This window comes from Chryseobacterium sp. PvR013, from assembly GCF_017833095.1.
Classification (GTDB): Bacteria; Bacteroidota; Bacteroidia; order Flavobacteriales; family Weeksellaceae; genus Chryseobacterium; species Chryseobacterium culicis_A.
This window is the reverse complement of the sequence record NZ_JAFIBT010000001.1, coordinates 564,781-576,640: the sequence shown is the minus strand read 5'-3', so window position 1 is coordinate 576,640 and position 11,860 is coordinate 564,781. Positions and strand designations below refer to the sequence as shown.

15 protein-coding genes are annotated in these 11,860 nt (G+C 35.2%); 6 read left to right on the top strand and 9 right to left on the bottom strand.

Features of this window, described 5'->3' with window-relative positions; all coding sequences use genetic code 11:
- Positions 1-181: 181 nt before the first annotated feature.
- The 3 genes from JOE44_RS02670 (at position 182) to JOE44_RS02660 (ending at position 2,400) form a co-directional block, all read left to right on the top strand.
- Positions 182-1,069: a cyanophycinase gene (locus JOE44_RS02670; protein WP_209789057.1), complete on the top strand. Its 888-nt coding sequence runs from the start codon at positions 182-184 to the stop codon at positions 1,067-1,069.
- Positions 1,070-1,221: 152 nt separating this feature from the next.
- Positions 1,222-2,064: an isoaspartyl peptidase/L-asparaginase gene (locus JOE44_RS02665; protein ID WP_209784226.1), complete on the top strand. Its 843-nt coding sequence runs from the start codon at positions 1,222-1,224 to the stop codon at positions 2,062-2,064.
- A 99-nt stretch (positions 2,065-2,163) separates the two neighbouring features.
- Positions 2,164-2,400 (top strand): YtxH domain-containing protein, encoded by a 237-nt coding sequence (locus JOE44_RS02660; RefSeq protein WP_105682092.1) that lies wholly within the window; start codon positions 2,164-2,166, stop codon positions 2,398-2,400.
- A 96-nt stretch (positions 2,401-2,496) separates the two neighbouring features.
- On the opposite strand, the gene JOE44_RS02655 is transcribed toward JOE44_RS02660, so the two are convergent.
- From JOE44_RS02655 to ssb, 7 genes are all read right to left on the bottom strand, one after another.
- Entirely contained in the window at positions 2,497-3,288 is a 792-nt protein-coding gene (locus tag JOE44_RS02655; protein ID WP_209784225.1) for a class I SAM-dependent methyltransferase, read from the bottom strand.
- A 61-nt stretch (positions 3,289-3,349) separates the two neighbouring features.
- Positions 3,350-3,886, bottom strand: coding sequence for a PH domain-containing protein (locus JOE44_RS02650; RefSeq protein ID WP_209789055.1), 537 nt, complete (start codon positions 3,884-3,886; stop codon positions 3,350-3,352).
- Positions 3,887-3,939: 53 nt separating this feature from the next.
- The gene (locus JOE44_RS02645; protein ID WP_209784224.1) at positions 3,940-4,587 is read right to left on the bottom strand and encodes a GNAT family N-acetyltransferase; all 648 of its coding nucleotides are present in this window, start codon (positions 4,585-4,587) and stop codon (positions 3,940-3,942) included.
- Positions 4,588-4,605: 18 nt separating this feature from the next.
- On the bottom strand, positions 4,606-5,412 hold the full coding sequence (locus tag JOE44_RS02640; protein ID WP_209784223.1) for a PH domain-containing protein: 807 nt from the start codon (positions 5,410-5,412) through the stop codon (positions 4,606-4,608).
- 157 nt (positions 5,413-5,569) lie between these two features.
- The gene (hisS, locus tag JOE44_RS02635) at positions 5,570-6,940 is read right to left on the bottom strand and encodes a histidine--tRNA ligase (RefSeq protein WP_209784222.1); all 1,371 of its coding nucleotides are present in this window, start codon (positions 6,938-6,940) and stop codon (positions 5,570-5,572) included.
- Positions 6,941-7,062: 122 nt separating this feature from the next.
- Positions 7,063-7,518, bottom strand: a complete 456-nt coding sequence (locus tag JOE44_RS02630) for an HRDC domain-containing protein (protein WP_245169686.1) — start codon at positions 7,516-7,518, stop codon at positions 7,063-7,065.
- 14 nt (positions 7,519-7,532) lie between these two features.
- Positions 7,533-7,865, bottom strand: coding sequence for a single-stranded DNA-binding protein (gene ssb, locus JOE44_RS02625; RefSeq protein ID WP_105682085.1), 333 nt, complete (start codon positions 7,863-7,865; stop codon positions 7,533-7,535).
- A 349-nt stretch (positions 7,866-8,214) separates the two neighbouring features.
- Here ssb and JOE44_RS02620 point away from each other — a divergent pair, with 349 nt between their 5' ends.
- Positions 8,215-8,583 carry a helix-turn-helix transcriptional regulator gene (locus tag JOE44_RS02620; protein ID WP_209784221.1) on the top strand — a complete coding sequence of 123 codons (369 nt, stop codon included), beginning with the start codon at positions 8,215-8,217 and terminating at the stop codon, positions 8,581-8,583.
- Positions 8,584-8,803: 220 nt separating this feature from the next.
- Here the strand turns inward: JOE44_RS02620 and JOE44_RS02615 are convergent, their stop codons facing one another.
- Complete coding sequence (locus JOE44_RS02615; RefSeq protein WP_209784220.1) at positions 8,804-9,007, bottom strand: hypothetical protein; 204 nt, start codon at positions 9,005-9,007, stop codon at positions 8,804-8,806.
- A 137-nt stretch (positions 9,008-9,144) separates the two neighbouring features.
- Positions 9,145-9,936, bottom strand: coding sequence for a hypothetical protein (locus JOE44_RS02610; RefSeq protein WP_209784219.1), 792 nt, complete (start codon positions 9,934-9,936; stop codon positions 9,145-9,147).
- Between the two features lie 421 nt (positions 9,937-10,357).
- Between JOE44_RS02610 and JOE44_RS02605 the strand changes: the two genes are divergently transcribed.
- Positions 10,358-11,263: an arginase family protein gene (locus JOE44_RS02605; protein WP_209784218.1), complete on the top strand. Its 906-nt coding sequence runs from the start codon at positions 10,358-10,360 to the stop codon at positions 11,261-11,263.
- Entirely contained in the window at positions 11,264-11,857 is a 594-nt protein-coding gene (locus JOE44_RS02600) for an HPP family protein (RefSeq protein ID WP_105682081.1), read from the top strand. It abuts the gene before it with no gap.
- The last annotated feature ends 3 nt before the right edge of the window (positions 11,858-11,860 follow it).

Sequence of the window (11,860 nt, the reverse complement as noted above, 5' to 3'; positions counted from 1 at the left end):
GTTAATAATAACTCCTTTCAAAACCAAAGATAATGTAAAACCCTAAACGAAACTATACCACATTTAAAGATTCGTTAAAAAAAAATTAATTTTAATTAACATTTCTAAAACATTAAAAATCAACTAAAGATGGCACGAATTTCGTCAAAGAATGTTAATTATTTTTTAATTTTGCACTATGATGAAACCTGTTGGAAAATTAATCGTTATCGGAGGAGCTGTAAACAAAGGAAGTTTTGCTGAAACCGACTATGATCAGAATATTGAAAAAAACCTTAATTTTTTTGAACGTGGGATCTTAAGAAAGATCATCAACGAATCAAAACTTAAAGAGAACTCTGTGATTGAAATCGTCACCACCGCTTCTCAAATTCCTCAGATCGTAGGCTCTGAATACAAAAAAGCATTTGAGTTTCTGGGGGCTAAAAATGTAAATGTACTTGACATTCACAACCGGGAAGAAGCTAATTCTGATGCAATGGTAGCAAGAGCCAACGCTGCTGATGTTATGATGTTTACCGGTGGAGACCAGCTGAGATTGACTTCTATTCTTGGAGGAACAAGATTTCACGATACCATTTTATTAAAATATCAGGAACAGGATTTTATTTATTCCGGAACTTCTGCAGGTGCTGCAGCAGCTTCTGAAAATATGATCTACCAGGGAAGTAGTTCTGAAGCCCTTCTAAAAGGAGAAATCAAAACTACTCAGGGATTAGGGTTAATAGATAACGTTATTATTGATACTCACTTTGTACAGCGAGGCAGAATCGGACGTCTTTTCCAGGCAGTAGTGAACAATCCGAGAACATTAGGAATCGGACTGGGAGAAGACACCGGACTTTTCATCCATAATGATGTCATGACAGCTGTAGGTTCCGGCCTTGTTATCTTAGTTGACGGAAGGTTTATCAAAGATACCAACCTTACGAATATCAACCTTGGAGAACCTATTTCTATTGATAACTTAACGGTACATGTGATGTCTATGAATGACCATTATGATCTTACAACAAAGAAACTGACCATTGAAAATTCTCAATTTAATCCAATACCGCAGGATAAATAAATTGATGTAGTCAAAAAATATACTATTAATCATCATAAAAATGGAACTTCGGTTTCATTTTTTTTGTTTAAAGTTTAAGGTTCAATGTTTAATTAGAATTTATAAATTAACTTCGTAAAAGAATATCATTTATCAATCATCATCTATAATTTATGAAAGTAATTATCCACGGAGGATTTTTCTCTGAAAGCGATCAAAGCCACGAAATAAAAACAGCAAAACAGAATTCTTTAAAAGAAATTGCAAAAAAAGCATTTGACTATCTTAAAACCCATTCGGCTTTTGATACCGTTGCCTATGCCGTATCATTACTGGAAGATGATCCGTTATACAATGCAGGCATCGGTTCTCAAATCCAGAGTGATGGCGTTATTCGTATGAGTGCTGCCATTATGAACGGAAATACTCAGAGACTAAGTGGTGTGATTAATATTCAAAATGTACAGAACCCTATTTTTGTAGCTAAAGATCTTATCAATGAAGACGACAGGGTTTTAGGAGGAAATGGTGCTAAGATTTATGCTACGGAAAATGGTTTTGAAAATTTTTCTACAGAAATTCCTCAAAGAAGAAAAGAATACGAAGCTAAACTTGCCAATGGTGGCAAAGGAACTGTAGGTTGTGTAGCGATTGATCAGGAAGGAAAACTTGCTGTGGCCACCTCTACGGGAGGGAAAGGTTTTGAAATTCCCGGAAGGATTTCAGACTCTGCCACTGTGGCCGGGAATTATGCCAATGCTGTATGTGCCGTGAGCTGTACCGGCGTTGGAGAAGATATTGTCAGCAATGCTACTGCAGCAAAAATTGTAACAAGAGTTACAGATGGGATGAATCTTCAACAGGCCTTCAGCAAGACATTTGATGAACTTAAAACTATTGATGGATTCGCAGGTGCCATTGCTATTGATAAAGAGGGAAATGTTTATCATCAGGACTCCTATCCTACTATGGTTTTCGCCAGTTTTGACGGTGAAAATTTCGAAGTCTTCTCTTAAATTTAACATTTTTTTATAGGTCAATTTATTTTTTTGGCACGTATTTTACATTATTCATAACAACAAATTTTAATATTAATACATAAAAAAATAGAAATCATGGGAAACAAAGCAAAAGGATTATTAGCTTTATTAGGTTTAGGTGCATTAGCTTATTGGAAATATAAGAATTCAAGCCCTGAAGATCAACAAGCTGTAAAAGATAAAATCAATACTGCAAAAGACAATCTTAATAAATGGGGAAATGACCTTAAAAGCAAAGCCAATGATGTTGCTTCCCAAGTTCAGAATAAAGTGGACGAAGCTAAAACAAAGGCTGAAGATTCTCTTAGCTAACCAACATAGAGCAGTTTTTTTTAACATTCATATATAGGAAAAAGTCATCGTAGTTTTAATTACGATGACTTTTTATTTTAAATAACAATCAAGATTTTATTTTTTCTCTGCTGCCAGCGCAAATACCAACGGAATTTTATTTCCAAACTGTGGAATTCTCCATTTCCCCTTCTCAAATTCTTCTACATGTCTGAAACAAGCATATGGAGACCAGTCAAATTCTCTGAAAGTACTCAATTGTAGATCTTTTTCAATCAAATTATTGAGAACTTCAGATAAAGAATGGTTCCACATGACATATTCCTGAACAATAGGTGCAGACTGATCTGCATACGTTCCTTCATATGTTTCTACTATAGGTTTTTCATTAAAATAGTTGTAGGCAACTTTTGTAAAGTCATCGTCAAACATCCAGACCACAGGGTGAAACTCTGCCATAATGAACTTTCCTCCCGGCTTTAGAAAATGATCGATAATACCGGCCCACTTTTCTAAGTCAGGAAGCCATCCTATCGTACCATAACTTGTGTAAACGATATCAAATTTCTGATCCAGAATATCAGGCAAATTATACACATCCGAACAGATAAACGCTGTGTCTGTTTTACATTGCCGTGCCAGATCTCTGGCTGTATCAATTGCTTTATCAGAAAGGTCTATTCCCGTAACCTTAGCTCCCATTCTTGAAAGAGAAATAGAGTCCTGACCAAAATGACATTGAAGATGCAGAATACTTTTCCCTTTTATATCTCCAAGAAGATCCAGTTCTATTGAATTCAGAGAAGTTCTTCCTTTTAAAAACTCATCTACAAAGTAGAAATCCGATTTCAGGTGTGGCTCTACTTTAGCATTCCAAGATTTTTTATTAATTTCTAAGTAATTTTCCATGATTTTAGTTTAAAATAATATAAGTTCAGCCGGCAAATTTTCATTATCCAGCATATCGTGATTATAGCTTCTCCATCAATTTTTTCTTTTGCTCCAGAAATTCTTCTTCACTTAAAACTCCGGATTCTTTTAATCTTCCAAGCTGTTCGAGTTGGTCTAAAACACTGGGCTCCGATTTGATTTGAAAGGATTTTTCAGGTTGAGACATGAAATCCCTTACTTTTTCACAAAACAGCTCAGCATGGTACTTTCCTACTCCATCAATTTCTACAATATCATCGGTAACCTGAATATCTATGGAAGCCAGTAAAAATGCAGTTTCATATTGTATAGAGCTTATCTTGCTGTAAGAAAAATCCTCAACTTTCAATCCATACATGAATTCTTTATCTACAAAAATCAGCCTTCTGTCTGTAGCAACTAAAATGATATGATGATTGTTCAGTTTATTTCTGCCTTCTACGAGGTATACAATTCTTTCGTCTGATGAAAGGATATCCGGCAATTCATGAATTTCTTTTCGGGCAAATATAGTAGGACTGATATCCAGGCTTTTAAGTTCATCTCTTATTTCGTCAAGTCTTGATCTTTCGCTCATAGCTTTAGTTTATGGATCTAAATTACTATTTATTAATTTGATTCAATAAAAAATTATTCCTCTGAAGGAATCACAACAGAAGTATGGAGGCAATACATCTTCCAGCCTAAAGTTTCATACAATAGTTTTCCTTCTTCTGTAGCCACTAAAAGGTTATTTGAAAAGCCCTTTGACAAAGCGATCTTCTCCAGTTCTTTCAATAAGAAACTAGCGAGTCCTTTCCTTTGATGATTTTTTTCAGTGATAATCCTGTCATAAACAGCAACATCATCTATAAGAGAAACACGGCCTATAGAAGCCTGCTCACCATTTTCTGCTACAACTCGGACAACAAAAGTAGTATTGTACTCAGAAAATTCTAAATGATAGCCTTCTGCAAGACTAATTTCCGGGAAATTCATTGGCTGAAAACAGGTCATCAGATATCCTTGTGGCTGTAATTTCCATCTTGCAGGTATTTTTCCTGTAAATTCACCGGGAGACGTTGATATTTTCAGATAAACCCACGGCTCATCAATAGAGTTTGCAAGTTCGAAAAAATCATCATTAAGTTCAGGAAATACAAAACGTTCTTTTTGTTTTTCATCTCCTACAAACACTCTAAATCCGGATTTATAGGGAACAGGAAAAGATACTTCTCTTGAAAGACACCATCCTTTAAGCCATTTTTCTACTATTTTTGCCAATACTTTATCTTTCATGATTGGGTGTTAAAAGTTTTATTGTAATTGTTTCAGCAATTTCTTTTTTTGCTCTGCAAATTCTGCATCGGTCAAAATCCCGTTTTCTCTCAGTTTTCCTAATTTCTCAAGTTGATTAAAAATGTCTTCTGATGAAACCGGAATATTTTTGTTTACAGAACCAATTTGTTTTGAAGACTGTTCCCGAGGACTATTATAAATAGCTTTTATCCTGTCGTAGAATTTCTCAGCATCCTCTTTATCCATGAAACATTCAAACTCTACCATTCTTTCATCAAGATGTAACTTGATAATAGGCGATCTGGAATCTGTTACAAAACTTACAGCCTTAATACTTTCATTCGGATAATCATTGATTTTTGCTGCCCCAAACATTCCTTTTGAAACAGATATCATTCTTTTGGGTGTTGCTACCAATACTCCTGCGGCCAATGTATTAACGAACTGAGCATCCGTGATCGCAATGATTTGTTCTTCTTCGGAGATCAGATAAGGAAGTTCTTTTATTTCTCCTTTGGTAAAGATGGAAAGGTTAGCATTCAACATTTCCAGTTCACTCTTTATTTTCTGATGTCTTCGTTTATAAACCTCTTTTGAGATTTGATGGGAGCCAAAATCTATAGCTGCGGGAAGATTCTGTTCTGCAATTGCCACCGCCGAAACTGCTTCAGGTTTGTCTGCACTCAGCATTTTATTAATATCATCAATGCTGAATTTATTAAGATTGTACAGCAATTCATCATTGATATCACTTACTTTATTTAAACATTTATTGCATAAAACATTGCCGTCTGAAAGTATATTAGCTCCCAAAAGTGTATCCATAGATGTCAATTCTGCGTTACACAATGCACAATTATTGTTCATTTCTTTTTTACTCAAAAGTATTTAAATCTTCTCACCAATCAAAAAAAACAACCACTGAAAATATTTCCAGTGGTTGTTTTTTTTGATTGATATACTTTAGAATAAATCTGCTTTATTATTCTCCTAAGAATTCCTCTAAAGAAACAGTTTTCTGTTCCCCTGCCTCAAGGTCTTTATAGGTAACCCTATTATTTTTAATTTCTTCTTCACCCAAGAAGACAAGATTCTTTATGCCTTTCTTCTCTGCATAGGTAAACTGCTTATTAATCTTTGAATTTTCAGGATACAGTTCTGCAGAAATACCTTTTGCTCTTAGTTGTATGATCAGCTTTAAAGCTTCTGTTACTCCTTCTCCACCGAAGTTTGCAAAAAGATATTCTATTTTAGCAGAAGCCTCTTCAGGAAATAGGTTCAATTCTTCCATCACCAGATAAATTCTGTCTAATCCAAATGAAATTCCTATTCCCGGAATGTTTTTCACCCCAAAAACTTCAGTCAGATTATCATATCTGCCACCTCCTCCAATGGAACCCATGGCAACTTCATCTGCCTTCACTTCGAAGATAGCTCCGGTATAATAATCTAATCCTCTCGCCAGAGTAATATTGAACACCAGGTTTTGAATATCAACACCAAGATTCAGAGATTGGGTAAGAACATATTCAAGTTCTTCCACTCCTTTCAGTCCGATTTCGTTTCCTGCAAATTTCTCTTTCAGTTGAAGGAGGTTTTCCAATGCATCATCAGACTGGCTGAACAAGAAGTCTAATTTTTCAATAGATTCCTGAGAGATTTCTCTTTCCAGTAGTTCTTTAACAACTCCGTCTTTACCAATTTTATCCAGTTTATCCAATGCTACAGTAAAGTCAATCAGCTTATCTGTGATTCCTGCATATTCTGCCAATCCGGAAAGAATCTTTCTGTTGTTTATATGAATCGTTACAGGAACTTTTAGATCTGCAAATGATTTCAAATACAACTGAACCAATTCTACCTCTTGTAATAAACTTTCACTTCCTACAACATCGGCATCGCACTGATAAAATTCTCTGAATCTTCCTTTCTGAGGTCTGTCTGCCCTCCAAACCGGCTGGATTTGAGAACGTTTAAATGGAAATGTCAGTTTCCCATGATTCATTGCCACGAATCTTGCAAAAGGTACAGTAAGATCATAACGAAGCGCTTTATCTGTAAGACTTTCCGCACTGAAAGGTTTTTCTAATGCTCTTTGAAAATCATGAAGCATCTGGTTCTTTTTCTCTTCTTTTGCTTCGTTGATACTTGAATTTAAAATTTTAAAAATCAAGCGGTCACCCTCTTCTCCGTATTTTCCTGTCAGTGTAGACAGATTTTCAAAACTTGGAGTTTCCAGTGGCTGAAACCCGAATAATTCGAAATTATTCTGTAAAATATTGATGATATATTTTCTTCTGGAAACTTCTTGTGCCGTAAAATCTCTCGTCCCTTTTGCTAAACTTGGCTTCATTTCTTATATGTCATTTTGATAAATGCAAAAGTACGGAATTGCATGGACTTTACACAGCATAAAAGCTGAAGAAACAATCTTCCCCAGCTTTTTGCTGTTGTATAATCAATTATTCTGAAAAATCATACACTTTCAAGGATTTCAAGAATCTCTTCACCATAGTTTTCAATCTTATGCTTTCCAAATCCTTTGATCTCCAGTAATTCTTCTTTTCTGGCAGGCTTATACTTGGCTACAGATAGCAGCTCTTTATTGCTGGCGATGAAATAAGTGGGAAGATTCTGCTCCCGGGCTTTTTCTGATCGCCAGAGTTTCAGTGCATCCAGTATCTTTTCTTCATCTGTATTCAGGAAATCATTCTCTGCAGAATATTTGACTGTCTTTGGTTCTTTTACCGTATTTTTTGCAGGCTTTGCATCTTCAAAATACAATATTACAGACCAATACCGTTCTTCACTTACAAAAGCTGTTTCCACTTTCATAATCTCGTTGACTTCCAGAAAATCATCCAGCATTTTCTGGTCTTTGTAGAGAAACTCTTCAGGAAGCCTGATTTTAAAAACTTTTACTTTCATCATTTGTGTTTTTAGAATTATTTACCGCCTAATAACAGGATCTCGTCTACACGAATTTCTGTGACATACCGCTTCACTCCGTCTTTATCATCATATGATCTGTAGGTAAGCTTTCCTTCGATGGCAATTTCTTTTCCTTTGGGAACATATTTTTCAAAAATTTCTGCTGTTTTCCCAAATGCAATAAGATTGTGCCATTGGGTTTCCTCTACCTTTTCTCCTTTGGCATTCGTGTAATGATCACTGGTAGCTAAGGATACACTGGCTTTTACATTTCCGTTATCGAAGTTTACCATTTCAACTTCTTTTCCTGTGTAACCAATTAAGGTTACTTTGTTTCTTAGTGACATAATTTTTAGATTTTAAAGATTAATAATTCAGATCAGAGACGTTCACTGTTTTCTCAAATCTCTGTTGCAAAGATTGTGATGTTACCCAATCACAGTCGGTTATAAACTATTTAAATCCGTTTGTAGTCGTTTGTAAACGGATAAAGAAATAAATAGAATTCTGTGTAAAACAATATTTATAAAGATTTAAAAGCGTTAATTATCACTTTTAAAGTAAAAATTAAATAATGAAAAGCCCTATCACAAAATAAAATTCTTCTTTTAAAAAACATTGAAAAATAGGTGTATTACAAGGATTTTTTTTGTCTTTAATTTAATTTTTTTTTGCAAATTTGTAAAAATGTCTGATATGCAAAAAGAAAAACTTCGTACAGTAAGAAAGATGAAAGGTTTCACTCAGCAGCAAATGGCTGAAGTGATCCCTACCGATGTCTCCAACTATAGCAGAAAAGAAAGCGGTGCTGTATCTATAACACAGACAGAATGGGACAAACTTGCCCAATATTTAGAGGTTCCTGTTGAAGAAATCTACGAAGAAGAGGAAGCAAAATTCATCTTCGAGAATCCTGTATTTAATGATAGCCCAGGTTCAAACGTCGGTAATATCACCGCCAATAATGTTGGAAATATTACTAATGAATTAAGCATAGAGATTATTAAAACGATGCAGGAATATATAGGTCTGCTAAAAGAAGAAATCGAAAGACTTAAAAAATAACAGTATAAAAGTTAATTACTAAAAAAACTATCAACAGAGTTTTTTAATCTCTCTTTTTACAGTAAACAAGATAAAAAAGCGCTCAGCAAAATTGCTGAGCGCTTCCTACTTAATCATGCAACTAAAAATAAAAATTGAAATTTATATTTTTTCACATTCAACAATGCTTTTTGCCTCTGTTCCGATATGAATAAGCATGGTAAACTGTAATCCTGCTTTTTCAATGATCATTTATAACCCGGTATAAGTTTTTTTCATGGGATTCTGTTTCTTCAGCAAGTTTGGATATCGTCTTTGGACCAGAAGCCAGCAAATCTGCAATATTGAGTTCAGCTGCTGTTTTTACGCATCCGGTTAGCCATAAACCACCTAATATTTCAAACATTTTAAAAGTAAATTCTGGTTTAACGGGTTGTTTTTCCATGGTAAGCATTTTAATAGAGTATTTGATTGACTTTATTGGGCATACAATGATATGTACATCATGAAAACAAGAACAAACCCGATAAGTTTGTTCTTGTGTGACATGTGTCAAGTTGAAAATAAGCTTTAGTAATGAGATTAATCTTTGGCTTGGGAAATCCTTGTTATACTATCAATAGTAGCATCCAATGTGGTATCAGACTTTATTTTAATAAGATACCCGCTACCTATAGATAAAGGATCGGCAACACTTACCAGGTAAAATACCAGATTTCCGGATGTTACCCCATTGGGAGCAACTGCAGTCTGATCAATGGAAAATGTTGAAGGAGGGAGTGGATTGGAAAGATTGACCGTCACAAAGGCTACAGAACCATTATTCTTATTGGAATAACTGACAATGACTCTCCACATATGAACCTGCCCGGCAATAGGGTTTTCCAAAAAATGTCCTGTAGTAGGATTGTATATATCTCCGGGCACAGGACTGATAATATTTTCCGGCCATGTGGTTGTGGGAGGAGCAGCAAAGTCTGTGACAATATTCATCGGTGTTTGGTAAACAATATTTTGATAAGTCATTAACGGGACACCTCCGGAAGATTTAAATGCAAATGTGGGTTTCACTCCTGCTCCGCTATTCAGCTTAACAACTCCTTCATTAGCTGTTGTTAATGTCTGCGAAGAAATGACGGTACTCCAAAAGGTTCCGTTATAATACCTTAGCGTCTTATTGGTGGAATCATAGATAATCATTCCTGCCGTGGGTGCTGGTACATTGGCTGGCGGGTTCGCATTTCTGGAGAGTACAACGGCTGAATTAGCTGAGGTAACATCTAGAACTCCTTGTGGAGAAGTCGTGTTAATCCCAACCTGTCCAAATACAAATGAGGAACACAGAATACTGATCAATAAATTGGATTTTTTCATGGTTTGTTTTTTTGAATCTTTATCTCAAAATTACAAAAAAAACACAATACAGTGAAATAAAAATCGTATTTATTTACTGAAAATAAGACAGTTACATAAACAATAAAACTTTATGATCAAAAAAACAATGCAAAATACCGACAAATACTAAATTTTTCAAAACAAAGAGAATTAAACAGAATTTCTTTTTATAATATTAATTTTTTAATCAATGAATCTTCTTCTATTGAAAAAACACAATATTTAAACAAAACTTTCCAGAATGAGTTTATTTCCAGATAATACATGAATAATTTATTATGTTTCAGGGCTAAATAATCATTTCATTCTAAGAATAGATTTATTCCAATAAAATGATCTCCCTCTCTCGCAGCTATCCATTTACAAACGGATAATTCCGTATCTTTGTGAAAATTCATCTATGAAAAGGAACATCAATATTTTTGAGTTTCCTCTCAATTTAGGACTTACAAAGAAAGGACATGAGACAGAACCCGGAGTTCGAAAACTTCCGGATTGGCTCAGAAAATTTGATTTTCATAGCAGAATTAATCCTAGTGCCGTTTTTAGACTGGAAGCTCCGGCGTATTCTATGGACTTTGATCAAGAATCAAAAGTCAGAAATGCAGACCAGATTATTGAGTATGCTAAACAGCAGGCCGACTGTATTCTCCGCAATTATGAAAAGAATACATTTAATATTATTCTTGGAGGTGACTGCAGTATTCTCATAGGAAATGCTGTAGCTCTGAAAAAGCTGGGAAATTTCGGACTATTTTATCTTGACGGACACACCGATTTTATCCCACCCGAACTGTCTGAAACCGGAGGCGCAGCAGGAATGGATCTCGCAATCATTACCGGCACCGGACACGAAAAGCTAACCGATATTAATGGTTTAAAACCCTATCTATCTGAAGAAAATATTTTCTGTTGTGGCAATGCAGAAACAGATGATGAAGAATATGTTGCCCAAATTATCAATTCAGGTATTCATTATTTTGATCTTTATCAACTCAGAGAAAATGGTTTCAGGAAAACCGCTGAAGATTTTCTGAAAATGGTGAATGATAAAGGGTTGGATGGATTTTTCATTCATTTTGATGTTGATATCCTGAAAGATGAGATTATGCCTGCCGTAGACAGCAGAATGGAAGACGGAATCGGTTATGATGATCTCAGGGAAATATTGAATCCTTTATTGGAAGATCCATTGTGCTTTGGAATAGAGATTACCATTTTGGATCCTGATTATGATGAAAACGGAACGTATACCCGCCCATTTGTAGAAAATTTAATTCAAATTATAAAAAATAAAGAAGAATAAATGAAGAAGACTATCAAAAGAACATTCAGAGTTTCAAAATATGTGATCTACAAAGAAACGCTTGTTGATTACAAGGAGCATTTCTGGTCGTTTCTGGGAGCATTTTTTGGAATCGGGATCATTGCATTTATCCAATCCCACACTTTGACAGAAACTGAAAATATCTTCCTGATCGGTTCTTTTGGAGCATCAAGTGTTCTTATTTATGGGGCCATCCAGAGTCCTCTGGCTCAACCCAGAAATCTTATAGGCGGACATGTTCTGTCAGCATTGGTAGGCGTCACCGTTTATCAGTTTGTACCGGATATCATCTGGCTTTCCGCTCCTTTGGCGGTAGCATTTTCCATTGTACTGATGCAGTATACAAAGACTTTGCATCCACCAGGCGGAGCTACAGCCCTGATTGCGGTAAGTTCTACAGGAAAAATTCCGGAACTGGGATATTGGTACGTTCTCTCCCCTGTTCTTTCAGGATGCATCATCCTGCTTCTTGTAGCCCTGTTTTTTAATAACATTACCCCAAACAGAAGCTACCCTAACCACAGCATGTTCAAAAAACTGTTGAAAAAAAGACACACCCATCATTTAAAATAAAAA

Coding starts and splice junctions, on each gene's coding strand:
- JOE44_RS02655 (WP_209784225.1), bottom strand. CDS start 3,288: ATGGAAAATTACTTAGAAATTAATAAAAAATCTTGGAATGCTAAAGTA.
- JOE44_RS02620 (WP_209784221.1), top strand. CDS start 8,215: ATGCAAAAAGAAAAACTTCGTACAGTAAGAAAGATGAAAGGTTTCACT.
- JOE44_RS02665 (WP_209784226.1), top strand. CDS start 1,222: ATGAAAGTAATTATCCACGGAGGATTTTTCTCTGAAAGCGATCAAAGC.
- JOE44_RS02630 (WP_245169686.1), bottom strand. CDS start 7,518: ATGATGAAAGTAAAAGTTTTTAAAATCAGGCTTCCTGAAGAGTTTCTC.
- JOE44_RS02640 (WP_209784223.1), bottom strand. CDS start 5,412: ATGGATACACTTTTGGGAGCTAATATACTTTCAGACGGCAATGTTTTA.
- ssb (WP_105682085.1), bottom strand. CDS start 7,865: ATGTCACTAAGAAACAAAGTAACCTTAATTGGTTACACAGGAAAAGAA.
- JOE44_RS02660 (WP_105682092.1), top strand. CDS start 2,164: ATGGGAAACAAAGCAAAAGGATTATTAGCTTTATTAGGTTTAGGTGCA.
- JOE44_RS02600 (WP_105682081.1), top strand. CDS start 11,264: ATGAAGAAGACTATCAAAAGAACATTCAGAGTTTCAAAATATGTGATC.
- JOE44_RS02650 (WP_209789055.1), bottom strand. CDS start 3,886: ATGAGCGAAAGATCAAGACTTGACGAAATAAGAGATGAACTTAAAAGC.
- JOE44_RS02645 (WP_209784224.1), bottom strand. CDS start 4,587: ATGAAAGATAAAGTATTGGCAAAAATAGTAGAAAAATGGCTTAAAGGA.
- hisS (WP_209784222.1), bottom strand. CDS start 6,940: ATGAAGCCAAGTTTAGCAAAAGGGACGAGAGATTTTACGGCACAAGAA.
- JOE44_RS02605 (WP_209784218.1), top strand. CDS start 10,358: ATGAAAAGGAACATCAATATTTTTGAGTTTCCTCTCAATTTAGGACTT.
- JOE44_RS02610 (WP_209784219.1), bottom strand. CDS start 9,936: ATGAAAAAATCCAATTTATTGATCAGTATTCTGTGTTCCTCATTTGTA.
- JOE44_RS02670 (WP_209789057.1), top strand. CDS start 182: ATGAAACCTGTTGGAAAATTAATCGTTATCGGAGGAGCTGTAAACAAA.
- JOE44_RS02615 (WP_209784220.1), bottom strand. CDS start 9,007: ATGGAAAAACAACCCGTTAAACCAGAATTTACTTTTAAAATGTTTGAA.